The organism is Streptomyces sp. NPDC001532, from assembly GCF_040298625.1.
In the GTDB taxonomy this organism is placed as follows: domain Bacteria; phylum Actinomycetota; class Actinomycetes; order Streptomycetales; family Streptomycetaceae; genus Streptomyces.
Window position 1 is genome coordinate 97,154 of sequence record NZ_JBEPAL010000028.1, and the last position, 22,514, is coordinate 119,667.

A 22,514-nucleotide genomic window follows, 5' to 3' on the forward strand; every position below is an offset into this window, starting at 1 on the left:
GCCGTTCCTTCGACTCGGGGACGGATCACCCCAGTTGGGGATCGACCACCCATTCACCCCGGCGCATCACGCCCTTGAGGTCGAAGTCCGCGTCCAGCAGGACCAGGTCGGCGTCCTTGCCGGGCTCCAGGGAGCCGACGCGGTCGGACAGGCCGAGCAGCCGGGCCGGGTTGGCGGAGAGCGCGGCCACCGCGTCCTCGACCGGCAGCCGGTCGACGGTCACCGCCCGCTTGAAAGCGCGGTCAAGAGTGAGCGTGGAGCCCGCGATGGAGCCGCCCTCCACCAGCCGGGCGACGCCGTCGGCGACCTCGACCTCCAGCGGGCCGAGCATGTAGCGGCCGTCGCCGAAGCCGGCCGCGTCCATCGCGTCGGTGATGAAGGCGACCCGGTCGGCGCCCGCGTGACGGAACGCCAGTTCCAGGGCGGCCGGGTGCAGATGGGTGCCGTCGTTGATCAGCTCGACGGTGACCCGCTCGTCCTCCAGCAGGGCCGCGATCGGGCCGGGGGCGCGGTGGCCGAGGGCGGGCATCGCGTTGAAGAGGTGGGTGGCCACGGTGGCACCGGCGTCGATGGCCTCGACGGTCTGCTCGTAGCTGGCGTCGGTGTGGCCGACCGCCGCGATCACCCCGTGCTCGGCGAGCAGCCGTACGGAGTCCAGGCCGCCCGGCAGCTCGGTGGCGAGGGTGACCATCTTGGCGTGGCCGCGGGCCGCGTCGATCAGTTTGCGGACCTCCGCCGGTTCCGGGTCGCGCAGCAGCGCCTCGGAGTGGGCGCCCTTGCGGCACGGGCTGATGAACGGGCCCTCGAAGTGGATGCCGGCGATGTCGCCCTGCTCGGCCAGTTCGCTGAGGAGTCCGGCGCGCTGGGCGAGGAAGTGCATGTCGCCGGTGACGGTGGAGGCGACCAGGGTGGTGGTGCCGTGCAGCCGGTGGGTGTGGATGCCCGTCAGGACCTCGTCGACCGTGCCGGAGGTGAAGGAGGCGCCGCCGCCGCCGTGGTTGTGGAGGTCGACGAAGCCGGGGACGAGCCAGTGGCCGGTGACGTCGAGGACCTTGGCGTTCTCCGGTGCGGTGGGGGCGATCCGGGTGCCGTCGACGATCACCTGGCCGTCCTTCACCGTGCCGCCCGGAAGGACGACGTTCGCCCCGGCGAGGATCAGCGGGGCGCTGTCCGGCGCGGGCTGCGGGATGGCCGAGGCTGATCGCGCCCCTGGGTCGGCTGCCATCAGGGCGTTACCTCCGTACGGTCGGTGTGGTCGAGGAGATCCCAGGCCAGGAGCCCGGCACCGAGGCAGCCGGCCGTGTCGCCCAGGGCCGCCGGGACGATCGGCGGCAGTTTCTGGAAGGTCACGCGCTGCCGGACGGCGTCCCGCAGCGGTGTGAACAAGGTTTCCCCCGCCTCGGCGAGCCCGCCACCGATGACGATCGTGCGGGGGTCCAGCAGGGTGAGGGCGGTGACCAGGCCGTCGGCGAGCGCGTCGACGGCCTCCTGCCACACCCGGACGGCGTCCGGGTCGCCGGACGCGACGGCCTTGGCGCAGTCGGCGGCGTCCGCGCCGGGATCGCCGCTCGCCTCGGCCCAGGCCTGGCCGACCGCGGTCGCCGAGGCGTACCGCTCCAGGCAGCCGCGCTGGCCGCAGGGGCAGGGGGCGCCGCCGGGGCGGACGACGATGTGGCCGATCTCGCCGGCGGTGCCGTGCGCGCCCGCCTCCACCCGGCCGTCGATGCCGATGGCGCCGGCGATGCCGGTGCCGAGCGGCACGAACAGGAACCGGTCGGCGCCTTGTCCCGCGCCGATCCGGCCCTCGGCGAGGCCGCCGGTGCGGACGTCGTGGCCGAGGGCGACGGGGATGCCGGACAGCCGCTCGGTGAGCAGGTCGCGCAGCGGGACGTCGCGCCAGCCGAGGTTGGCGGCGTAGGCGGCGATGCCGCGCCGGTCGTCGACGATGCCGGGGACGGCGACGCCGGCGGCGAGCGCGGGGGCGCCGAGGTGCCGGGCGCCGTGGGCGCGCAGCTCGGCGGCGAAGCCGAGGACGGACTCCACGACGGCCTCGGGGCCGCGCTCGCGCCCGGTCGCCCGGCGTGCCTGGTGCAGGAGTGTCCCGTCCGCCCCGACCAGCGCGGCCTTCATCCCGGTGCCGCCCACATCGAGGGCGATGACGTGTCTCACGGGGGACAGTGTGGCCCGAGGACCCGGAAGAGGTCTAGTCCACTCGCGTGGTGTAGACCTTATTCCGGAATACGGACGGCTGGGCAGACAGCGGAACAGGGGTTGGGGTAGCGGTGCAGCGGCGCAAGGCAGGAATGATCGCGGTGATGTCCGCACTGGGCATGACGGCGGCTCTCGGCGGCTGCGGGATCACCGGCGGCTCCGACGACGTCACCCTGCGGCTGGTCGCCGCCGACTACGGCGACAGCGCGGCCAACAGCTCGAAGAAGTACTGGGCGAACCTGGTCGAGGAGTACGAGGCCGACCACCCGGACGTGCGGATCGAGGTCAGCGTCTACTCCTGGAACGACGTCGACCGCAAGGTCAAGGAGATGGTCGAGGCCGGCGACGCCCCCGACATGGCGCAGATCGGCGCCTACGCCGACTACGCGGCCGACGGCCTGCTCTACCCGGCCGACGACCTGCTCTCGATCCCCGTGCAGGCCGACTTCGCCTCCCAGCTCGCCACCGCCGGCCAGATCGACGGAGTGCAGTACGGCATGCCGTTCGCCGCCTCCACCCGCCTGCTCTTCTACAACAAGACCCTCTTCCAGAAGGCCGGCCTCACCCCGCCCACCACCTGGGACGAGCTGGCCGCCGACGCCGCGGCGCTCAAGGCCGAGGGCGTGAAGTACCCCTACGCGCTGCCGCTCGGCCAGGAGGAGGCGCAGGCCGAGACCATGCAGTGGCTGCTCAGCGGAGGCGGCGGCTACACCGACAGCAGCGGCACCTACGGCATCGACTCCCCGGAGAACGTCGAGACCTTCACCTGGCTGCGCGACGAACTCGTCGGCAAGGACCTGACCGGTCCGGTCGCACCGGGCGAACTGAACCGCGCCGACGCCTTCGCCGCGTTCGCCGACGGACAGGTGGGCATGCTCAACGGCCACCCCTCGCTGATGAAGATGGCCGCGAAGAAGGGCGTGAAGTACGGCATGGTGCCGATGCCCGGCGTCGACGGCGAGACCAACGCGACCATGGGCGTCGCCGACTGGATGCTGGCCTTCCGGCAGAACGGGCACGACGAGCAGGTCGGCGAGTTCCTCGACTTCGTCTACAGGGAGCAGAACGTCCTCGACTTCTCCCGCGAGTACGACCTGCTGCCGGTCACCACGTCCGCCTCCGAGACCATGTCCGCCGCCGCCGAGGACAGCGAGCTCCAGCCCTTCCTGAAGGAACTCCCGCTCGCCGAGCTGTACCCGGTGGGCCGCACCTCTTGGGCCCAGGTCAGCGCCGAGGTGAAGAAGCGCATCGGCCAGGCCGTCGCACCCGGCGGCAGCCCGTCCGCCGTCCTCGGCAAGCTGGAGGCCACCGCGCTCACGGCGGAGAGCGCGGCGGCCTCGCAGTAGGCGCTGTCGGTGCCGGCGGCTAGCGTTTCCGGTATGGAGCGTCGATCGCTGGAACGTCGGGAGCGGGACATCCTCGCGCTGGAGCGCCGGGGTTTCGCGGGGCCCGGTGCGAAGGAGCGGGCGATCCGCGAGGAGCTGGGGCTGGCGCCGGTGCGCTACTACCAGCTGCTCAACGCCCTGCTCGACGACCCGAGAGCACTGGAGCACGACCCGGTGACGGTGAACCGGCTGCGCCGGGTGCGCCAGGCGCGGCGGGCCGAGCGGTGAGGTGGGAGGTTCGACGCGGGCCGGTGGGGATAGGTTCGCCGTATGGGCAGCCCTGACATCTCTGCGACGGACCTTCCCGAACCCGTGACCCCGCAGGGGCGCGACGGCCTGCGGTCCCTGCTCGCGCAACCCGGCCGAGCCGTGGTCGCGCTCGACTTCGACGGCACGCTCGCCCCGATCGTCGCCGACCCCGAGCAGGCCCGCGCGCACCCCGGCGCGGTGGCCGCGCTGACCGCGCTCGCGCCGAAGGTGGCCGCCGTCGCGGTGGTCACCGGACGCCCGGCCGAGGTCGCCGTACGCTACGGCGGCTTCGCGGGCGTGCCCGGCCTGGAGCGCCTGGTCGTCCTCGGCCACTACGGCGCCGAACGCTGGGACGCCGCCAGCGGCAGGATCACCGCCCCCGACCCGCACCCCGGCGTCGCCGTGGTCCGCGCCGCGCTGCCGCGGCTGCTGGAGGGGTTCGAGGGCGCCTGGATCGAGGACAAGGGGCACGCCGTCGCCGTGCACACCCGCCGCGCCGCCGACCCGCAGGCCGCCTTCGACGCGCTGCGCGCCCCGCTCGCCGACCTCGCCACCCGCAGCGGACTGATCGTCGAGCCCGGCCGTCTGGTCCTGGAGCTGCGCCCGCCGGGCATGGACAAGGGCGTGGCGCTGCGCACGTATCTGCGCGAGGTCGGCGCCGGCGCGGTCCTCTACGCCGGCGACGACCTCGGTGACCTGCCCGCCTACGCCGCCGTCGACATGCTGCGCGCCGACGGCGTGCCCGGTCTCCTCGTGTGCAGCGGCAGTGACGAGGTGACCGAGCTGCGCGAGCGCGCGGACCTGGTGGTGGACGGACCGCGGGGCGTGGTGGGACTGCTGACGGCGCTTGCGGCTCAGCTGGCCTGACCGGTCAGCGCGGTCAGCTGGTCCAGGAACCACTGGGCGGGCGGCAGCGCGGTGGCCGCGGCGGCGAGCCGCTTGGACCGCGCCGCCCGCTCCTCGGGCGGCAGGGTGAGCGCCCGGTGCAGGGCGTCCGCCGTGCCCACGATGTCGTACGGGTTCACGGTGATCGCGTCCTCGCCGAGCTCCTCGTACGCCCCGGCCTCCCTCGACAGCACCAGCGCGCAGCCCTGGTCGGAGACGACCGGCACCTCCTTCGCGACCAGGTTCATGCCGTCGCGGATGGGGTTGACCAGGGCCACGTCGGCCAGCCGGTAGGCGGCCAGGGAGCGCGCGAAGTCGTCCTTCACATGCAGCACGACCGGGGTCCAGCCCGGCGTCCCGTACTGCTCGTTGATCTCCGCCGCGAGCCGCTGCACCTCGGCCGTGTAGTCGCGGTAGACGGCGAGGTCCTGCCGGGAGGGGTAGGCGAAGGCGACGTGCACGACCCGCTCGTGCCACTCGGGGCGGTCGGCCAGCAGCTGCCGGTAGGCGAGCAGTCCGCGCACGATGTTCTTGGACAGCTCGGTGCGGTCGACCCGCACGACGGTCCGCCGGCCCTCGCCGATCTCCGCCCGCAGCGCGGTCATCCGTTCCTCGACGTCCGCCTCGTGGGAGCGCCGCCGCAGGAAGTCCGCGTCCGCGCCGAGCCCGTGCACCCCGATCCGGGTGCCGCCGAGGCCGCCGGCGAAGGCGTCGCAGCAGGCCTCGAACGCGTCCGCCCAGCGCCGGGTGAGGAAGCCGAGCCGGTCCGCGCCGAGCATGCCCCGCAGCACCGCCCGCGCGATGTCGTCGGGCAGCATCCGGAAGTACTCCGGGGGCGCCCACGGGGTGTGGGAGAAGTGGCCGATCCTGAGGTCGGGGCGGAGTTCGCGGAGCATGCCGGGGACCAGCACCAGGTGGTAGTCCTGCACGATCACGGCCGCGCCCTCGGCCGCCTCGGCCGCCAGCGCCTCGGCGAACGCCCGGTTGTACGTCTCGTACGACGCCCACTGCCGCCGGAACTCCGCGTCGAAGACCGGCTCCAGCGGCGTCTGGTACAGCATGTGGTGGACGAACCACAGCGCCGAGTTCGCGATCCCGTTGTACGCGTCCGCGTGGACGTCCGCCGGGATGTCCAGCATCCGCACGCCGTCCTCGCCGACCCCGCGGCGGACCGCCTCGCGGTCGCCGTCGCCGAGCGCGGAGCACACCCACAGCGCGTCCGCGTCCGGCCCGATCGCCGAGAGTCCCGACACCAGCCCGCCGCCGCCCCGCCGGGCGTGCAGCGAGCCGTCGTCGCGCACCTCGTAGGAGACCGGGCCACGGTTGGAGGCCACCAGTACCTGAGCAGCACCGAACGTTGAAGCCATGGTCCTCAACCTAGCCCGACCCCCAACCGCTCAAACGTACGGTTCGGCCGTATACAGGCGGCCTGGCGCGTCACGCCACCTTGCGTGCCGCGTACTCGGCGATCTCCACCATCGGCGGACGCTCCTCGGTGTCCACGGAGTACGTCCGCGGCTCGAAGCCGTCCTCCATCCGCTCGAACTGGGTCAGCGACGGCCGGATCAGATGGCCGCGGGCCAGCCGCAGCTGGGCGGTGCGGTAGATCGCCGCGGCCATCCGGCCGAGCGCCTGCCCGTCCTGGTGCCGATGCTTGCGCACCCCCACGTCGACCTGGGCGAGCGCGTCCAGGCCGACCAGGTGCAGGGAGTCCACCAGCATGCCCAGCTCCACGCCGTAGCCGACCGGGAAGGGCAGCTGCTCCAGGAGCGAGCGGCGGGCCGCGTACTCGCCGCCCAGCGGCTGCACGAACCCGGCCAGCTGCGGCCAGTGCATGTTCAGCAGCGGGCGGGCCATCAGTTCGGTGACCCGGCCGCCCTGCCCGGCGGCGCCGCCCAGCGGGCGGTCGTACATCGCCTTCACCAGGTCCACGTCGGGGTCGGTCAGCAGCGGGCCGACGATCCCGGAGACGAAGTCCGACGAGAACTCCTTGAGGTCCGCGTCGATGAAGCAGACGATGTCGCCGCGGGTCACGAGCAGCGAGCGCCACAGCACCTCGCCCTTGCCGGGCACGGCGGGCAGGTGCGGCAGTATCGCGTCGCGGTGGACGACCCGGGCGCCCGCGGCGGCGGCCACCTCGGAGGTGCGGTCGGTGGATCCCGAGTCGACGACGACGATCTCGTCGACGAGCGGGACCTGCTGCATGAGGTCGTGACGGATCACGGCGACGATGTCACCGACCGTCTCCTCCTCGTTGAGCGCGGGCAGCACGACACTCACGGTCTGGCCCGTGGCGCGTCTGGCGGCCAGGATCTTGTGCAGCGGTCGATCGGTCACGGACCAGGAGCGGGTGCTCAGCCAGCGCTCGACTTCTTCCAGCACAGTGCGCGGCTCCTCTGCGTTCTGTCGGCGAGTGGTGATCGGACTGTCGTGTGATCCATCTCGCGGTTCGGACGACTATCTCAACTGTCCTGGCCTTCGGTTACAGTCTTGAACAACGCTGGTGACCATCGCATGTCGGGGGCCGCTCGCGTTCCACAACCACATACAGCTCATCCAGAGGGGCAGAGGGACACGGCCCGATGAAGCCCCGGCAACCCTCCAGCCGGTCTCGTAGATCACCGCTGATCATCACGCGAGGCTCCCGGCTAGGGAAGGTGCCAAATCCGTCTCACGGCGAAGTGCGTCGTGAGGAAGATGAGGAGAAAGGGCCTCGCCTCACATGGCTGTGCAGACTGTTGCAAGCACCACGAATTCCACTTCCACGGTAGACCTCGGCCCGGCCTCGGCGCTCTCCTGCCGCGAGTGCGGCCACCGCGTCCCGCTCGGCCCGGTCTTCGCCTGCGAGGAGTGTTTCGGCCCGCTGGAGATCGCCTACGACTTCTCGGCCCACGACGCCGAGGAACTGCGTAAGCGCATCGAGGCGGGACCCGCGAACATCTGGCGGTACGCGCCGCTGCTGCCCGTCCCGGCGGACGTGGCCGACAAGCCGAACATCAACCCCGGCTGGACCAAGCTCGTCGAGGCCGACAACCTCGCCCGCGAGCTGGGCGTCGAGCCCGGCAAGCTGTTCGTGAAGGACGACTCCGGCAACCCGACGCACTCCTTCAAGGACCGCGTGGTCGCCCAGGCCCTGGAGGCCGCCCGCGCCTTCGGCTTCACCACCCTCTCCTGCTCCTCCACCGGCAACCTGGCCGGCGCCGTCGGCGCCGCCGCCGCCCGCGCCGGCTTCCGCTCCTGCGTGTTCATCCCGCACGACCTGGAGCAGGGCAAGGTCGTCATGGCTGCGGTCTACGGCGGCGAGCTGGTCGGCATCGAGGGCAACTACGACGATGTGAACCGCTTCTGCTCCGAGCTGATCGGCGACCCGGCCGGCGAGGGCTGGGGCTTCGTCAACGTCAACCTGCGGCCGTACTACGCCGAGGGCTCCAAGACGCTGGCGTACGAGATCTGCGAGCAGCTCGGCTGGAAGCTGCCCGACCAGCTCGTGGTGCCGATCGCCTCCGGCTCCCAGCTCACCAAGATCGACAAGGGCCTGCAGGAGCTGATCAAGCTCGGGCTCGTCGAGGACAAGCCGTACAAGATCTTCGGCGCCCAGGCCGAGGGCTGCTCCCCGGTGTCCACCGCCTTCAAGGCGGGCCACGACGTCGTCCGCCCGCAGAAGCCGGACACCATCGCCAAGTCGCTGGCCATCGGCAACCCGGCGGACGGGCCGTACGTGCTGGACATCGCGCGGCGCACCGGCGGCGCGGTGGAGGACGTCACCGACGAGCAGATCGTCGACGCCATCAAACTGCTGGCGCGCACGGAGGGCATCTTCGCGGAGACCGCCGGCGGTGTGACGGTGGGCGTGACGCGCAAGCTGATCGAGAGCGGTGCGCTGGACCCCTCGCTCACGACCGTCGTGCTCAACACCGGCGACGGGCTCAAGACCCTCGACGCGGTGGCCGGTACGGGGCTCACCGCGACGATCCGCCCGAACCTCGAGTCCTTCCGCGAGGCTGGTCTCGTCTAGCTCCGCCGCGCCCAGGCACGTCATCCCACCGGAGGTTTTCTCGTGAGCGTCACCGTCCGCATCCCCACCATCCTGCGCACCTACACCGGTGGCCGCGCCGAGGTCTCCGCCGAGGGCGCGAACCTCGCCGAGGTCATCTCGGACCTGGAGAAGAACCACACCGGCATCGCCGCGCGGGTGCTGGACGACCAGGGCAAGCTGCGCCGGTTCGTCAACGTGTACGTCAACGACGACGACGTCCGGTTCGAGCAGGGCCTGGAGACCGCCACGCCGGACGGCGCGGGCGTGTCGATCATCCCGGCCGTGGCCGGCGGGTGCTGACGTCACACACCGTTCTTCGGATTGCCCCCTCCGTGAGAGAAACGGAGGGGGCAATTCAGTGTGATTGAGCGCGGTACAGTTGGGGAACCCGGTCTGCTTTCCGCGATGTGACTGCGATGAGAAGCAGCCAAAATCAGCGGCCTTTTTGCGCCTTTCGCTCCTTTTGCCGGGCCCGAATTGCCCAGAGCTCGGGTGAATTCTCCGTAAATGCGCGATCGATGCTGCCCGGATTTCTCGTCCGATTGACCTGTTGCAGACGGCAGTTGGACAGATACATTCAGCCGCGGTCGACGCGTTCCGGCGCACGCCCCCAATGACTGGGGGGTGAGGTCTGACCCGGATCCGCGAAGTGCGGATCTGTGCAAGGGCCAGTAATAGGGGAGTTAGGCATGGCTCAGGGCACCGTCAAGTGGTTCAACGCGGAGAAGGGGTACGGCTTCATCGCGGTCGACGGTGGTGCGGACGTCTTCGTCCACTACAGCGCGATCCAGATGGACGGGTACCGCACCCTGGAAGAGGGCCAGCGGGTCGAGTTCGAGATCTCGCAGGGCCAGAAGGGCCCGCAGGCCGACATGGTTCGCGTCACCGCCTGAACAGTCAGTTCGTTTCGCCCGAAGGGCTCGCACCGCACGCCGGTGCGAGCCCTTCGGCGTGTCCCGGGCCGGCCCCCCGGCGGCTGTTCGCCCACCGCTGACTGGCCTCCGTACCCCGAGAGGCGCTTGCACTCGAAGGGGGCGAGTGCTAATCATTGCGTTAGCACTCTGAAGGTGAGAGTGACAACGAAGGACCGGGTCGGTGAGGCCGCAGGCCGTGTGGGGCAAGGAACCACGAGGCAGGCAGGCCGTCCGTCGCGGGCGCGGGCGCGGTCCGAAGGAATCACCCCCAGTCCTGGAGGGACCACTTCACATGGCCAAGATCATCGCGTTCGACGAGGAGGCGCGGCGCGGCCTCGAGCGCGGCATGAACCAGCTCGCGGACGCCGTGAAGGTGACGCTCGGCCCCAAGGGCCGCAACGTCGTCCTCGAGAAGAAGTGGGGCGCCCCCACGATCACCAACGATGGTGTCTCCATCGCCAAGGAGATCGAGCTCGAGGACCCGTACGAGAAGATCGGCGCCGAGCTGGTCAAGGAAGTCGCCAAGAAGACGGACGACGTCGCCGGTGACGGTACGACCACGGCCACCGTTCTCGCCCAGGCGCTCGTCCGCGAGGGTCTGCGCAACGTAGCCGCCGGCGCCAACCCGATGGCCCTCAAGCGCGGTATCGAGAAGGCCGTCGAGGCCGTCTCCGGTGCGCTGCTCGACCAGGCCAAGGAGGTCGAGACCAAGGAGCAGATCGCCTCCACGGCCTCCATCTCCGCCGCCGACACCCAGATCGGCGAGCTGATCGCCGAGGCCATGGACAAGGTCGGCAAGGAAGGCGTCATCACCGTCGAGGAGTCGCAGACCTTCGGTCTGGAGCTCGAGCTCACCGAGGGCATGCGCTTCGACAAGGGCTACATCTCCGCCTACTTCGCCACCGACATGGAGCGCATGGAGGCGGTGCTCGAGGACCCGTACATCCTCATCGCCAACTCCAAGATCTCCAACGTCAAGGACCTGCTCCCGCTCCTGGAGAAGGTCATGCAGTCGGGCAAGCCGCTGCTGATCATCGCCGAGGACGTCGAGGGCGAGGCCCTGTCGACCCTGGTCGTCAACAAGATCCGCGGCACCTTCAAGTCCGTCGCCGTCAAGGCCCCGGGCTTCGGTGACCGCCGCAAGGCCATGCTCGGCGACATCGCCATCCTCACGGGCGGCGAGGTCATCTCCGAGGAGGTCGGCCTCAAGCTGGAGAACGCGACCCTGGACCTCCTGGGCCGCGCCCGCAAGGTCGTCATCACCAAGGACGAGACCACCATCGTCGACGGCGCCGGCTCCGCCGACCAGGTCGCGGGCCGCGTGAACCAGATCCGCGCCGAGATCGAGAACAGCGACTCGGACTACGACCGCGAGAAGCTCCAGGAGCGTCTGGCGAAGCTGGCCGGCGGCGTGGCCGTCATCAAGGCCGGTGCCGCCACCGAGGTCGAGCTCAAGGAGCGCAAGCACCGCATCGAGGACGCCGTCCGCAACGCGAAGGCGGCCGTCGAGGAGGGCATCGTCGCCGGTGGTGGCGTGGCCCTGCTCCAGGCCTCCCAGGTCTTCGAGAAGCTGGAGCTCGAGGGCGACGAGGCCACCGGTGCCGCCGCTGTGAAGCTGGCCCTGGAGGCCCCGCTGAAGCAGATCGCCGTCAACGCCGGCCTCGAGGGCGGTGTCGTGGTGGAGAAGGTGCGCAACCTGACCCCGGGCCACGGCCTGAACGCCGCGACCGGCGAGTACGTCGACCTGGTCAAGGAAGGCATCATCGACCCGGCCAAGGTGACGCGCTCCGCGCTCCAGAACGCCGCGTCGATCGCCGCGCTGTTCCTCACCACCGAGGCCGTCATCGCCGACAAGCCGGAGAAGGCCGCCGCGCCGGCCGGCGGCGGCATGCCGGGCGGTGACATGGACTTCTGATCCCTCCCGGATCGGACCCGTCCTACGCCGAGGGCGGCACCCCCAGTTCGCTGGGGGTGCCGCCCTCGGGCGTTTCTCACGCGCCGAGGCGCAGCGAGGTGAAGCGCGGCCACGCCGTTTCCACGTCCCCGGACTCGTTGCGGACGGCGAGGGCGATGCCGCCGCTGGTGCGGGCCGGTTCGGGCCGCTGTGCGGCGCGTACCGTCAGCGTGGTGCCGTCGACGGTGATCAGGACGGACCGCGGGGACACCTCGATCAGGATCCGGTGCCCGGCGGCCGGGTCCAGCGCGCGGACGGTGACGCGGGGTGTCCGGCCCGCCGGGCGCTCGGTCACCCGCAGCCCGGCCGCGGAGACCGTCACCACGCACGGGTGCAGGCTGCCGTGCCCGACCTCGACCGACACACCGGTGCGCGGTCCGCTCAGCCGGCCGGCGGTCGCCTCCACCCGGTAGGTGGTCCAGTCGGCGGTGGCCATGGGCAGATGGACGGCCGACACATATGTGCCCCGCGCCGGGCCGCGGCCGGTCAGCGCGGTCAGGCCGGTTCCCGGCGGGGCGTCGCGCAGCCGCCACTGCCCCGGGTGGCGCAGCGGCTCGGGCACCTCGGCGGGCGAGCGCGAGGTCCAGGCCCGCACCTGCTCCAGCAGCGCGGCGGTGGTGGTCCCCCGCATCACCTCCAGACGCTGCACCAGCCCGGCGGACGCGGCGCGCGGGCCCGCGGGCAGCGGGCGCGAGGAGGTGTTGGTGAGCGTCGCGGCGAACCGTTCCCGCAGCAGTCCCTCCAGGATCGAGGTGGTGCGGCCGGTGAGGTTCGTCGGCGCGGACGCCTCCGAGAACGGATAGGCGAACAGCACGGGGGCGGGCAGGCCGTGGACGGCGAAGGACCGCACGTTCCGGTCGAGGTCGTCGGTGACCCGCGCGCGGTATTCCGCCTCCGTCTCCAGGCGTTCGCGCTCGGGCAGCCACAGCCGGTTGGCGAGCACCGCGCCCTGGCGGCCGCCGGCCTCGACGGGTGCCCTGGAGTGACCGAGGTGGCTGTGCGCCTGGAAGTCCCAGCGCCCGGAGCCGGACATCCGGTCGATCTCGGCCCAGGACAGGTAGTACGGGCGGTGGGTGCCCACCCTGCCGGTGATCAGGTAGGCCGAGGCGCGCATGTGGTGCTTGGCGAGGATCCGGTCGGCGTACGCCCACAGGCCGCGGGTGCCGTCGTCGAAGGTGAGGTAGACGCTGCGCGGGGCCGGGGGCCGTCCGGTGGCCAGGTAGCGGGTGAACTCCTCGGCGGACAGGCTGCGGTAGCCCGCGGCGGCCAGCGCGGCCAGCTGCTCGTCCAGCTGTTCGGGGGTGAGGGTGTAGGAGCCGGCCGCTTCCGGGTGGATGTCGTGGTAGGCGAGGACGACCGGCGCGCTCGCGTGGCGGGCGGCGGTGGCCGGGGGCCGGGCGTCCGCGCGGGAGCCGGGGGCGGGCGCCTGGGCGGAGACCGCGCGCCGCTCGGTCTCGTACTGCCACGCGGCGGCGAACGGGGTGGCCGCCACGGCGGCGGCGAGCGCGAGGAGGAGGCCGCGCACCAGCCACCGGCGCGGCGATCCGGGCCGGTCGGTGCGCGGCGGGGCCGCCTCCGGGGCCGTCATCGGGAGCCGCCGCGGGTGAGGACGACCCAGTAGAGGGCCGCGACGGCGAGCGCGGAGAGCAGGGAGGCCGCCGTCCGGGCGGCCCGGCGCAGGGTGCGCCGGGCCCGCTCCGGGAGGGGCCAGGGACGGTGATGTGTCGTCAGGGTCATGCGGGGGTCCTCGTCCAGATCGCGCGGCGCAGGGTCAGGGCGGCGTACGGCAGCAGCCAGGCCAGGACGCAGCAGGAGAGCAGGCTCATCAGCGGGCGGTAGCGCCAGCGGCGGTCGCCCGGGTTGTCGAGGCGGTAGGCGAGACCCCACAGGGATCCCTTGAGCAGCACACCGCACAGGTAGAGCACGGTGAGTCCGGCCGCGAGGTGCAGCGGCGCCCACACCAGGTGCCAGAACACCAGGGCCGGGGCGGCCAGCACCCACAGGGCGTGCCCGTAGTAGAGGAGGGCGGGCACCGGGCCGCGCCGCCACATGAAGCCGCCGGTGAAGAACAGGTTGCGGATGAAGCTCTTCTTCCAGCGCACCTGCTGGTGCAGGAAGGGCCGCCAGCGGTCGGGCACGTTCGTCCACACCCGCGCGGAGCGGCTGTAGCCGACCAGCCAGCGCCGCTCCGGATGGTCGTGGCCGGCGACGAACGGCGAGTGGGCGTACCGGCGTTTGAGCGCCTTGCCGCGCCAGGCCTGGCCGAGGACGTAACCGGTGAGCTGGCGGTCGGTGGCGAATCGGAAGGGCGCGCCGGCGAACCGGTCGTCCGCCCAGGCGGGCAGATAGTTCCAGACGGCCTCGCGCCGGAAGGCGGCGAGCGGCCCCGAGACGCAGGCCACCGCGCCGAACGCGGACTCGGCCGCCTTGGCGATGCGGAACTGTCCCTCGTACCAGACGTCCTGGATCCGGGTGAGCAGTCCGGTGTGCGCGTTGAGCGCCCGGCAGTGGCCACTGACCGCGCCCAGTTCGGGGTGGCGGACCATGGCCCGGACGCAGCGGCCGACCGCGTCCGGGGCGATGACGCAGTCGGAGTCGGTGAAGACCAGGATGTCGCCGTCGGCGAGCGCGCAGGCCCGTACGAGGGCCGCCTTCTTGCCGGCGTTGGTCTCCAGCCGCACGACGGTGATGCCGAGTTCGGCCGCCAGGGCGTCGAGGATCGCCCCCGTGCCGTCCCGTGAGCCGTCGTCGGCCACGACGATCTGGAGGTCGGGCCAGTCGGAGGCGGCCATCGAGCGGACGCATGCTTCGACGTTCGCGGCCTCGTCCTTGACCGCGAGGAGGAAGCTGACCCTCGGCCGTTCGGCTAGCGCCGGGAACTCCTCGTGACCGCGGGCGCGCCGGCGCAGGGTGCGGACCGCCGGGTCGTCGTAGCGCGTGTAGGCGAGGTGGAGCAGGCAGGCGGTGCCGGTGAGCACGGCCATGCCGTACAGCGTGACCAGGCCGGTCTGGTAGGGCAGTTGTGCCGCGCGCGCGGCGATCAGGCACAGCACGGGCAGCAGGGCGGTGAGCCCGAGCAGCCGCAGCAGTGCGGCGCGCTCGCCGGTGCCGATGTGCCGCTGTGCCCGGCGCAGCACGGCGAGGAGCAGCCGGCGGGCGGCGGATCCGGCCGGGGCGGTGCCGGTGAGCGGCGCGCAGGGGGCGGGCGCGGTCACCGGGCACCGGCCCGTGCGCGCAGGCGCAGCCGGGTGTCGAGCACCCGTGGCGCGGTGTCGAGCCAGCCGAGGGGGGTGCCGGGGTGCGCGGTGTGTACGACGACGAGGTCCCAGTCGCCGTCCTCGGGTCGCGGCACGGAGGTCAGGGCCCGGCCGGCGACGGTGAGGGCGGGCACCTGGCAGTCGCTGTAGGAGACGTCGGCGCCTTGTTCGGTGAGCAGGGTGATCAGCCGCAGGGCCGGGCTCTCGCGGACGTCCGACACGCCGGACTTGTAGGCCACGCCCAGCACCAGCACGCGGGCGCCGGTGAGGGTGAGGCCGTCGGCGTCGAGCAGGCGGGCCGCCTGTGCGGCGATCCGCGCGGGCCGTTCGCTCAGGGCGGCCATGGCGGTGCTCACCAGCGGCGCGCCGCGGCGGGAGGGCAGTTGCGCGAGGAGGTAGTAGGGGTCGCAGGGGATGCAGTGGCCGCCGGCGCCCGGTCCCGGATAGAAGGGCAGGAAGCCGTACGGTTTGGTCGCCGCCGCCTCGATGACCGGGAGCGGGGCCAGGCCGAGGTCGAGGCAGGCGTCGGACAGCTCGTTGGCCAGGGCGATGTTCACGGCCCGGAAGACGTTCTCCCAGAGCTTGGCCATCTCGGCGGTCTCGGGGGCGGCGACCTCGTGGACGCGGGAGGCGGTCGGCCGCAGCAGGGAGGCGGCGGCGTGCGTGCTGAGCGGTCCGGCGCCGCCGACGATCCGGGGGGTGTGCTCGGGCAGGTGCCGTTCGTTGCCCGGGTCGATGCGCTCCGGGGAGAAGGCCACGAGGACATCGGTCTCGGGCGTGAGTCCGCGGGCGGCGAGCGGTTCCAGGAGGAGTTCGCGGGTGGTGCCGACATGGCTGGTGGAGGTCAGCACGATCAGCTGGCCGGGTACCGCCCGTGCGACGACGGCCGCGCACGCGGTGCGCAGCGCGGTGAGGTCGGGCGTGTGGTCCGGGGTGACCGGGGTGGGCACGCAGATGATCACCGCGTCGGCGTCGCGCAGCCGGTCCGCGTCGGAGGTGAGGCGGAAGTCGCCGGTTTCCTCGGCGCAGGCGAGGGTGGCGTGCTGGGCGGGCAGCAGGTCGACGGTCCCGGCGCGGATGGCGGTCAGCCGCCGCTCGCTGGTGTCGAGGCCGACGAGGGTGGCGCCCGCGCTCCACAGGGCGAGGGCGGTGGGCAGGCCGACGTAGCCGAGGCCGACGACGGCGACCGTGGTGCCGCGCAAGTCTCCGGGGCCGCTCGTTCCGTTGCTGACTCTGGTTTCCGTGATCGTCACAAAATGATATATAAGGCGCACTTCGGTCGGGTGACGGGTAGCGGGTGGACGGGTTCACCCGGACGGCCGCGCCCCGCTTGCGAGAGGTGAGCCGCCGGAAGCCGGGCGCGAGACGCGAGGTGCGTGGGGCGGATCACAGGAGCGGGAGGGCGCCGGGACGGAATGCGGGGACGGATTCCCCGGTTGGGGACCGTTGCACACGCACATACCGCCTGGTACCTCAAGGAGCCCTCTGGTGACCCTCACCGCCGACACCGCCTCCGCCCGCGCCGCGCAGATCCTCGACCGTCCCGTCGCCATCAACGGCCTGACCGTCCCCAACCGGATCGCCATGGCCCCGATGACCCGCCAGTTCTCCCCGGGCGGCGTCCCCGGCGCCGATGTGGCGTCGTACTACGCACGCCGGGCCGCCGCGGGTGTCGGTCTGATCGTCACCGAGGGCACCTACGTCGGTCACGCCTCGGCCGGTGAGAGCGACCGTGTGCCGCGCTTCCACGGGGAGGAGCAGCTGGCGGGCTGGGCGAAGGTCGCCGAGGAGGTGCACGCGGCGGGCGGCACGATCGTCCCGCAGCTGTGGCACATCGGCATGGTCCGCCGGGCCGGTCGGCCGCCGTTCGCCGAGGCCCCGGCGGTCGGCCCGTCCGGCCTGCGCGTCGACGGCACCGAGGGCACCGGCGAGGCGATGACCCAGCGCGACATCGACGACGTCATCGGCGCCTTCGCCGAGGCCGCCGCGGCGGCGGAGCGCATCGGCTTCGACGGCGTGGAGCTGCACGGCGCCCACGGCTACCTCGTCGACCAGTTCCTGTGGGCGCACACCAACCGGCGCACCGACGGCTACGGCGGCGACCCGGTGGCCCGCGCCAGGTTCGCGGCGGAGCTGGTCGCCGCGGTCCGCGAGACCGTCTCCCCGGACTTCCCGATCCTCTTCCGCTACTCCCAGTGGAAGCAGGAGGCCTACGACGCGCGGCTCGCCGAGAGCCCCGAGGAGCTGGAGGCGATCCTCACCCCGCTCGCCGCGGCCGGTGTGGACGCCTTCCACGCCTCCACCCGCCGCTACTGGCTCCCCGAGTTCGAGGGCTCCGACCTCAACCTGGCCGGCTGGACCAAGAAGCTCACCGGCAAGCAGGCCATCACCGTCGGCTCGGTCGGCCTGGACGGCGACTTCATCCGCGCGTTCGCGGGCGAGGGCGCCCCGGTCGGCAGCCTCGACAACCTGCTGGACCGCCTGGAGCGCGACGAGTTCGACATGGTCGCCGTGGGCCGCGCGCTGCTCCAGGACCCGCTGTGGGCCCAGAAGGTGCTGGCGGGCCGCTTCGACGAGCTGGCGCCGTACGACGCGGCGGCGCTGAAGTCGCTGAGCTGACGCGAGCGGACGGGCACAGACGGGCCGGAACCCCGGGTGACCGGGGTTCCGGCCTGTTCCGGGGCTCCGGACGGTTCCGGCCGGGGTGTGACGTGGATTTCTTGAGTAAGTCAAGCAGCTGACTTAAAGTTGCCTGAGTCAAGCACTCCTTCTCGTGCCGTCCATGGAGGCTCCGCCATGCCCGACGCCCCTGCCCGTCCCGCCGAGACCGGGGGAGCGGCACCGCCGAGGCCGAACGCCGTGGTGGCGGTGCTGGCGCTGTCCGGAATCGTCGTCTCGCTCATGCAGACCCTGGTCATCCCGATCGTGCCGGAGCTGCCGCAGCTGCTGCACGCCGACGCCTCCGACACCGCCTGGGCCGTCACCGCCACCCTGCTCGCCGCCGCCGTCGCCACGCCGGTGATGGGACGCCTCGGCGACATGGTCGGCAAGCGCCGGATGCTGCTGGTCAGCATGGTGCTGCTGGTCGCCGGCTCGGTGACCGCCGCGCTCAGCGACTCCCTGGTCCCGATGATCGTCGGCCGGGTCCTGCAGGGTCTCGCCTCCGGTGTGATCCCGCTCGGCATCAGCATCATGCGCGACGAGCTGCCCGCCGAACGGCTCGGTTCCGCCACCGCCCTGATGAGCGCCTCCCTCGGCGTCGGCGGCGCGCTCGGCCTGCCCGCCGCCGCGCTCATCGCCGACAACCTCGACTGGCACGCGCTGTTCTGGACCTCGGCGGCCCTCGGTGTCGTGGCCACCGCTCTCGTCGTCGCCTTCGTGCCGGAGTCGAGGGTCCGCACCGGCGGCCGTTTCGACGTCGTCGGCGGCATCGGCATGGCGGTCGGCCTGGTCTGTCTCCTGCTGGCCATCTCCAAGGGCGCCGACTGGGGCTGGACGAGCGCAACCACTCTCGGCCTGTTCGCCGCGGCGGTCGTGGTCCTGCTCGCCTGGGGCCGGTGGGAGCTGCGCACCCCGCAGCCGCTGGTCGACCTGCGCGCCACCGCCCGCCGTCAGGTGCTGGTGACGAACCTGGCCTCCGTCGCGGTCGGCTTCGCGATGTTCGCGATGTCGCTGGTGATCCCGCAGCTGCTCCAGCTGCCGGAGGCCACCGGCTACGGCCTGGGCCAGTCGATGCTCGCCGCGGGCCTGGTCATGGCCCCGTCCGGCCTGGTGATGATGGCGACGGCGCCGGTGTCGGCCGCCGTGTCCCGGGCCCGCGGCCCCAAGGTGACCCTGATGATCGGCGCGCTGATCGTGGCCGCCGGCTACGGCCTGAACATCGTCCTCATGGACGCGGTCTGGCACTTCGTGCTGGTGTCCTGTGTGATCGGCGCCGGTATCGGCTTCACCTACGGCTCGATGCCCGCGCTCATCATGAGCGCCGTCGATCCGTCCGAGACGGCCGCGGCCAACAGCCTCAACACGCTGATGCGGTCCATCGGCACCTCCACCGCGAGCGCGATCGCGGGTGTGATCCTCGCTCAGATGACGACGCCGTTCGGGCCGCTGTCGCTGCCCTCGCGGGACGGTTTCCGTACGGTCCTCGCGGTCGGCGCGGGCGCGGCGCTGCTGGCGTTCGTGGTGGCGACGTTCATCCCGCGCCAGCGGGTCGCGGGTGCGGCCCAGCCCGCCGCGGCGGGCGAGCCGGAGCTGTCGGAGGCCAAGGCGTGACGGCTCAGAGGTTGCCCATCGGTTCGATGTCGACCTTCACCGGGGTGCCCCACACCCGCAGCACCTCGTAGTCGGTGAACTCGTGCACGAGCCGGTAGGCCATCGCGGGCCGTGAGCCGCGCCGCTGGGCGGCGATGTACAGCTCCGCCTCGCGCCGGTCGCGGCGCGGGGTCCCGCACAACTGCCACTCCTGTCCGTTCCACAGCTCCGGCAGCCACCGCTGCTGGGGCTGCGGCCGGTCACCGCGCGTGCCGTAGCGGGACGGCGCGGTCGGGGTGGGAGCGGATGCCGGGGCGGGGCCGTTGAACTCGGCCCGCCGGGCGGCCCGGCGGCGCGTCTCGCAGAGCAGGCAGAGGTCGGGCGCGGCCTCGTCGACCGGGCCGTTGGGATGCTCGGCGCAGCGGGTGCTGGGCTTGGCGGCGGTGACGCTCTCCTCCAGCAGGTCCAGAGCGCGCCGCAGGTCGGCCTTCACCTCGTGCAGCCTGGCGTCCGGGGTGTCGGCGGTCAGCGCCTCACCGTGCTCCCCGAGCAGACGGAGGGCACGGCCCAGGGCGGTGAGCTGGGCGTGGTTCATGGTGATCGGTCTGCGTAGTCCTTCAACTTGTCCGTGTCCAGTGTGACGCCGGCGGGCTCCGGGAGCCGGACCGCTGCTCCGTAAGGGTACGTGGGCCGCCGCCGGTACACCCCGTCCCGCGGGTCGCTGAAGACCGTCAGCGTGTCGCTGTCGCGGTCGACGAGCAGGTACACGGGGATTCCGGCCTCCGCATGGCCGCGGACCTTGTCGATCCGGTCCCTCCTGTCGGTGCCGCGGTCGCGGGAGGTGACTTCCACGACCATGAGGACACCGTCCGGGTCGGCCCAGTCGCCGTCCTGGGCCACGAAGTGGTCGAGAGGCGCCAGAGCTCCGTCGGCGCAGGCGTGGCCCTTGCCGTAGGCGCCGATCCTGAGGCCCTGCTCGGGATACAGGGCCAGCTCGGGGCGCAGCTGGAGGAAGAGCCTGAGGAGCCACATGACGATGGCCCGGTGACGCTGTCGGCGGGGACCGGCGCGTTGGAGTGCGAGGGGGTGCGTTCGCCCCGGCACGCGCCGCACTGGCCGCCGGGCAGGGCCTCGGGGCGGCCCGGCAGGCCGCATGAGACGCATTCCAGGATGCGCCGGGGTGCCGGCGGTGGCGGCGGCAGCTTGTCCTTCAGTCGGGTGCGGAGCAGCGCGGCCAGGCTGTGCACCGGGCTGGGCAGGCCGCTGGTCAGGGCGTGCCGTACGACGTCCTCGTCGGCGCCGCGCGCGAACCACTCCTCGACCAGCGGCGCGAGCCGTGCGCAGTCGGCCTCGGAGAGCGAGAGCACCGGGGTGCTGCGGCCCAGGGCGGCGAGCAGGATGTGGGCGCGCGAGCGGGTCGGCCGTTGCTCCGGTTCCGGCTCCGGCTCCCGTACGTCTCCTCGCGTGAACGCCGCCCACCACGCGTCGTCGCGCGGTACGGGAGAACCACGATCGGGTGATCCAGCGCGTACTGCCGTCCTCCGCGGTCACCGTCCCGCGCCCTCGGCGCAGATGCCAGGTCCGCTGGAAGCGGTTGAGCGCGGTCCGCAGGGCGCACTGGCCGTACGGCAGGTGCTTGGTCGGCGTCTTCACGGAGATGTCGGCGCCGTCGGGCAGCCGGCAACCATTCCTTGAAAGCAGCGCTCGAAGCGCGGGACTTGAGCTTCGGGGTCCGTTCAGTCCTGCTTCAGCCCGTCCACGAACGCGGACCAGGCCGAGGCTCGGAACACGAGCTTCGGGCCGGCAGGGATTTTGGAGTCGCGGACGGGGACGAGGGCCGCTTGGCCGAGGGCCACTTCAAGGCAGTTGCCACCGTCGCCGCCGCTGTAGGTGGACTTGCGCCAGGCGGCGGTGGCCAGGTCGTACTCAGAGATGGTCCTCATGCTCGTAATCCTGCGCCATCTCCTCAAGCAGGACTAGGGACTTCTCCGGTGAGAGTGCGCACGCCGCGAGGAGGTCGAAGGTGTGCCGCTGGTGGCGGACGGTCGAGGGGTCGTCTTCCAGTCGGCCGGTCCCGACGCCTTCGAAGTAGACGAGCGGAGGTGCCTTCTCGAAGTCCATCAGCTTGATCGCGCCTTGCATCGCCGAGTGAGCGCCGGCATCGAACGGGAGCACCTGCACGATGACCCGGCTGCGGTGCATGAGAGCAGTGATGTGGCGCAAGTTATCCATCATCACCGTCGGCCCGCCCGTCACGCGACGCAAGGCTGCCTCGTCAAGCACGGTCCACAACAGTGGCTCTGTCGGATCGTCGAGGATGCGGATGCGTTCCATTCGGGCCGCCACCAGCTCCTCGATCACCTCCTGCGGCGCGGTCGGCTGATACGCGCGGCACACCGCCCGGGTGTACGCCGGGGTCTGGAGCAGTCCTGGGATCAGCAGTGGGGCGTACTCCCGGATCTCCGTAGCGCTCGCCTCCGCCTCCGCCGCTTCCGCGAAGTGCTCGGGATACTTCGACTTGGCCACAGCCGCGCAGTTCCGCTGGAAGAAGTCCTCCGTGCCGAGGACGTCGTCCAGCATCCGCGCGTACTCCGGTTGCATCCGCCGCGTCCCCGCCTCCAGTTGTCCGATGAACGACCCGCTCACGAACAGCCGCTGGCCCAGTTCCTCCTGGCTGAGGCCCGCCTTCTCGCGGACGTGGCGTAATTCCGCGCCCAGAAGCGCTCGCGGTGAGGACGACGGGTCGAGGTCCTTCGGTCCTGGCATGGCAACTCCCTGTCGGACAGGTCGGGTTGTTGGAATGCCGCGTCTGGCCAGGTTAGAGGCGGTCGGGACACGCTGTGTGGTGAATCGGGAACTCAGCGTGGAGGTACGGGAGCGTGCGGACAAGCCAGGAGATCGTGGAGTCGCTGCGGGTGGCGTTGGAGAGCGTCGGGGTCGTGCTGCCGTCGTTGCGGGTGGATCCGGTGACCGCCGCGAGCGAGGAGCCGTTCGCTCTCGTGGATCTGGGGCGCTGCAATGTGCGGACGGCCGAGCAGCTGACGGAGGTGCTGCGCTCGGTGCCGGCGGCGGACGCGCTGCGGGCGCGGGTGCGGAAGGCGAACCGGGAACGGCGCCGAACGTGAACGAGGCGGCGTACTCCGACGTGGTGTCGGTGTACGCCGCCTCTGGTGGCGCGCGCTGTCATGGCGGTTACTTCGGGTCCTGGTCGAACTTCGCGGCCGACCAGAAGTAGCCGAGTATCGCGAGGCCGAGGCACCAGGCGATGGCGAGCCAGCCGTTGTGGCCGATCTCGGTGCCGAGGAGCAGTCCGCGCAGGGTTTCGATGGCGGGGGTGAAGGGCTGGTACTCGGCGATGGGCTGGAACCAGCC

22 protein-coding genes, 1 pseudogene and 1 riboswitch are annotated in these 22,514 nt (G+C 72.0%); of the genes and pseudogenes, 10 read left to right on the plus strand and 13 right to left on the minus strand.

Annotated elements, in window-relative coordinates:
• Positions 1–25 precede the first annotated feature (25 nt).
• The gene (gene nagA / locus ABT232_RS24580) at positions 26–1,156 is read right to left on the minus strand and encodes an N-acetylglucosamine-6-phosphate deacetylase (RefSeq protein WP_502975464.1); all 1,131 of its coding nucleotides are present in this window, start codon (positions 1,154–1,156) and stop codon (positions 26–28) included.
• 68 nt (positions 1,157–1,224) lie between these two features.
• A complete protein-coding gene (locus tag ABT232_RS24585) occupies positions 1,225–2,169 on the minus strand; it encodes an ROK family protein (protein ID WP_351843410.1) in 945 nt (314 codons plus the stop codon).
• 146 nt (positions 2,170–2,315) lie between these two features.
• On the opposite strand from ABT232_RS24585, the gene ABT232_RS24590 reads away from it, so the two are divergent.
• Genes ABT232_RS24590 through otsB form a run of 3 tightly spaced genes read left to right on the plus strand, consistent with a single transcriptional unit; the run spans position 2,316 to position 4,712 of the window.
• The gene (locus ABT232_RS24590) at positions 2,316–3,557 is read left to right on the plus strand and encodes an extracellular solute-binding protein (protein ID WP_351843412.1); all 1,242 of its coding nucleotides are present in this window, start codon (positions 2,316–2,318) and stop codon (positions 3,555–3,557) included.
• A gap of 33 nt (positions 3,558–3,590) precedes the next feature.
• Positions 3,591–3,824 (plus strand): DUF3263 domain-containing protein, encoded by a 234-nt coding sequence (locus ABT232_RS24595; protein ID WP_351843414.1) that lies wholly within the window; start codon positions 3,591–3,593, stop codon positions 3,822–3,824.
• A 42-nt stretch (positions 3,825–3,866) separates the two neighbouring features.
• On the plus strand, positions 3,867–4,712 hold the full coding sequence (otsB, locus tag ABT232_RS24600) for a trehalose-phosphatase (RefSeq protein ID WP_351843417.1): 846 nt from the start codon (positions 3,867–3,869) through the stop codon (positions 4,710–4,712).
• On the opposite strand, the gene ABT232_RS24605 is transcribed toward otsB, so the two are convergent.
• Both ABT232_RS24605 and ABT232_RS24610 read right to left on the minus strand, forming a co-directional pair.
• A complete protein-coding gene (locus ABT232_RS24605) occupies positions 4,700–6,097 on the minus strand; it encodes an alpha,alpha-trehalose-phosphate synthase (UDP-forming) (RefSeq protein ID WP_351843419.1) in 1,398 nt (465 codons plus the stop codon). The two genes, otsB and ABT232_RS24605, sit on opposite strands and share 13 nt — an antisense overlap.
• 70 nt (positions 6,098–6,167) lie before the next feature.
• Positions 6,168–7,112 (minus strand): glucosyl-3-phosphoglycerate synthase, encoded by a 945-nt coding sequence (locus tag ABT232_RS24610; protein ID WP_351843421.1) that lies wholly within the window; start codon positions 7,110–7,112, stop codon positions 6,168–6,170.
• Between the two features lie 167 nt (positions 7,113–7,279).
• A riboswitch (SAM riboswitch) is annotated at positions 7,280–7,434 on the plus strand.
• 18 nt (positions 7,435–7,452) lie between these two features.
• Here ABT232_RS24610 and thrC point away from each other — a divergent pair.
• The 4 genes from thrC (at position 7,453) to groL (ending at position 11,595) form a co-directional block, all read left to right on the plus strand.
• The gene (thrC, locus tag ABT232_RS24615; protein WP_351843423.1) at positions 7,453–8,745 is read left to right on the plus strand and encodes a threonine synthase; all 1,293 of its coding nucleotides are present in this window, start codon (positions 7,453–7,455) and stop codon (positions 8,743–8,745) included.
• A 42-nt stretch (positions 8,746–8,787) separates the two neighbouring features.
• Positions 8,788–9,066, plus strand: a complete 279-nt coding sequence (locus ABT232_RS24620; RefSeq protein WP_351843425.1) for a MoaD/ThiS family protein — start codon at positions 8,788–8,790, stop codon at positions 9,064–9,066.
• A gap of 389 nt (positions 9,067–9,455) precedes the next feature.
• The gene (locus ABT232_RS24625) at positions 9,456–9,659 is read left to right on the plus strand and encodes a cold-shock protein (protein ID WP_004986573.1); all 204 of its coding nucleotides are present in this window, start codon (positions 9,456–9,458) and stop codon (positions 9,657–9,659) included.
• A 313-nt stretch (positions 9,660–9,972) separates the two neighbouring features.
• Positions 9,973–11,595 carry a chaperonin GroEL gene (gene groL, locus ABT232_RS24630; RefSeq protein WP_351843427.1) on the plus strand — a complete coding sequence of 541 codons (1,623 nt, stop codon included), beginning with the start codon at positions 9,973–9,975 and terminating at the stop codon, positions 11,593–11,595.
• Between the two features lie 76 nt (positions 11,596–11,671).
• Here groL and ABT232_RS24635 read toward each other — a convergent pair whose 3' ends face one another.
• The 4 genes from ABT232_RS24635 to ABT232_RS24650 are packed head-to-tail and all read right to left on the minus strand — an operon-like array spanning position 11,672 to position 16,093.
• Positions 11,672–13,222, minus strand: coding sequence for a polysaccharide deacetylase family protein (locus ABT232_RS24635; RefSeq protein WP_351843429.1), 1,551 nt, complete (start codon positions 13,220–13,222; stop codon positions 11,672–11,674).
• Positions 13,219–13,371 carry a hypothetical protein gene (locus ABT232_RS24640; RefSeq protein ID WP_351843431.1) on the minus strand — a complete coding sequence of 51 codons (153 nt, stop codon included), beginning with the start codon at positions 13,369–13,371 and terminating at the stop codon, positions 13,219–13,221. The genes ABT232_RS24635 and ABT232_RS24640 overlap by 4 nt, the downstream gene beginning before the upstream one ends.
• Positions 13,368–14,849, minus strand: a complete 1,482-nt coding sequence (locus tag ABT232_RS24645) for a glycosyltransferase family 2 protein (RefSeq protein WP_450871937.1) — start codon at positions 14,847–14,849, stop codon at positions 13,368–13,370. Before ABT232_RS24645 ends, ABT232_RS24640 begins: the two co-directional genes overlap by 4 nt.
• Positions 14,846–16,093 (minus strand): nucleotide sugar dehydrogenase, encoded by a 1,248-nt coding sequence (locus ABT232_RS24650; protein ID WP_351843433.1) that lies wholly within the window; start codon positions 16,091–16,093, stop codon positions 14,846–14,848. The genes ABT232_RS24645 and ABT232_RS24650 overlap by 4 nt, the downstream gene beginning before the upstream one ends.
• A gap of 286 nt (positions 16,094–16,379) precedes the next feature.
• Between ABT232_RS24650 and ABT232_RS24655 the strand changes: the two genes are divergently transcribed.
• Positions 16,380–17,510 (plus strand): NADH:flavin oxidoreductase, encoded by a 1,131-nt coding sequence (locus ABT232_RS24655; RefSeq protein WP_351843435.1) that lies wholly within the window; start codon positions 16,380–16,382, stop codon positions 17,508–17,510.
• 177 nt (positions 17,511–17,687) lie between these two features.
• A complete protein-coding gene (locus ABT232_RS24660) occupies positions 17,688–19,163 on the plus strand; it encodes an MFS transporter (RefSeq protein ID WP_351843437.1) in 1,476 nt (491 codons plus the stop codon).
• 4 nt (positions 19,164–19,167) lie between these two features.
• Here the strand turns inward: ABT232_RS24660 and ABT232_RS24665 are convergent, their stop codons facing one another.
• The 4 genes from ABT232_RS24665 to ABT232_RS24685 form a co-directional block, all read right to left on the minus strand.
• Complete coding sequence (locus ABT232_RS24665; protein WP_351843439.1) at positions 19,168–19,737, minus strand: hypothetical protein; 570 nt, start codon at positions 19,735–19,737, stop codon at positions 19,168–19,170.
• Positions 19,734–20,174, minus strand: a complete 441-nt coding sequence (locus ABT232_RS24670; RefSeq protein ID WP_351843441.1) for a Uma2 family endonuclease — start codon at positions 20,172–20,174, stop codon at positions 19,734–19,736. Before ABT232_RS24670 ends, ABT232_RS24665 begins: the two co-directional genes overlap by 4 nt.
• 704 nt (positions 20,175–20,878) lie before the next feature.
• On the minus strand, positions 20,879–21,085 hold the full coding sequence (locus tag ABT232_RS24680; RefSeq protein ID WP_351843443.1) for a DUF397 domain-containing protein: 207 nt from the start codon (positions 21,083–21,085) through the stop codon (positions 20,879–20,881).
• Positions 21,069–21,908: a helix-turn-helix domain-containing protein gene (locus ABT232_RS24685; RefSeq protein ID WP_351843445.1), complete on the minus strand. Its 840-nt coding sequence runs from the start codon at positions 21,906–21,908 to the stop codon at positions 21,069–21,071. Before ABT232_RS24685 ends, ABT232_RS24680 begins: the two co-directional genes overlap by 17 nt.
• 113 nt (positions 21,909–22,021) lie before the next feature.
• Here ABT232_RS24685 and ABT232_RS24690 point away from each other — a divergent pair, with 113 nt between their 5' ends.
• The gene (locus tag ABT232_RS24690) at positions 22,022–22,267 is read left to right on the plus strand and encodes a hypothetical protein (RefSeq protein WP_351843447.1); all 246 of its coding nucleotides are present in this window, start codon (positions 22,022–22,024) and stop codon (positions 22,265–22,267) included.
• A 67-nt stretch (positions 22,268–22,334) separates the two neighbouring features.
• On the opposite strand, the pseudogene ABT232_RS24695 reads toward ABT232_RS24690, so the two are convergent.
• A pseudogene (locus ABT232_RS24695) lies at positions 22,335–22,514 on the minus strand (ABC transporter permease); the annotation flags it as partial.

Coding starts and splice junctions, on each gene's coding strand:
- ABT232_RS24590 (WP_351843412.1), top strand. CDS start 2,316: ATGTCCGCACTGGGCATGACGGCGGCTCTCGGCGGCTGCGGGATCACC.
- ABT232_RS24595 (WP_351843414.1), top strand. CDS start 3,591: ATGGAGCGTCGATCGCTGGAACGTCGGGAGCGGGACATCCTCGCGCTG.
- otsB (WP_351843417.1), top strand. CDS start 3,867: ATGGGCAGCCCTGACATCTCTGCGACGGACCTTCCCGAACCCGTGACC.
- ABT232_RS24605 (WP_351843419.1), bottom strand. CDS start 6,097: ATGGCTTCAACGTTCGGTGCTGCTCAGGTACTGGTGGCCTCCAACCGT.
- thrC (WP_351843423.1), top strand. CDS start 7,453: ATGGCTGTGCAGACTGTTGCAAGCACCACGAATTCCACTTCCACGGTA.
- ABT232_RS24625 (WP_004986573.1), top strand. CDS start 9,456: ATGGCTCAGGGCACCGTCAAGTGGTTCAACGCGGAGAAGGGGTACGGC.
- groL (WP_351843427.1), top strand. CDS start 9,973: ATGGCCAAGATCATCGCGTTCGACGAGGAGGCGCGGCGCGGCCTCGAG.
- ABT232_RS24635 (WP_351843429.1), bottom strand. CDS start 13,222: ATGACGGCCCCGGAGGCGGCCCCGCCGCGCACCGACCGGCCCGGATCG.
- ABT232_RS24640 (WP_351843431.1), bottom strand. CDS start 13,371: ATGACCCTGACGACACATCACCGTCCCTGGCCCCTCCCGGAGCGGGCC.
- ABT232_RS24660 (WP_351843437.1), top strand. CDS start 17,688: ATGCCCGACGCCCCTGCCCGTCCCGCCGAGACCGGGGGAGCGGCACCG.
- ABT232_RS24665 (WP_351843439.1), bottom strand. CDS start 19,737: ATGAACCACGCCCAGCTCACCGCCCTGGGCCGTGCCCTCCGTCTGCTC.
- ABT232_RS24670 (WP_351843441.1), bottom strand. CDS start 20,174: ATGTGGCTCCTCAGGCTCTTCCTCCAGCTGCGCCCCGAGCTGGCCCTG.
- ABT232_RS24680 (WP_351843443.1), bottom strand. CDS start 21,085: ATGAGGACCATCTCTGAGTACGACCTGGCCACCGCCGCCTGGCGCAAG.
- ABT232_RS24685 (WP_351843445.1), bottom strand. CDS start 21,908: ATGCCAGGACCGAAGGACCTCGACCCGTCGTCCTCACCGCGAGCGCTT.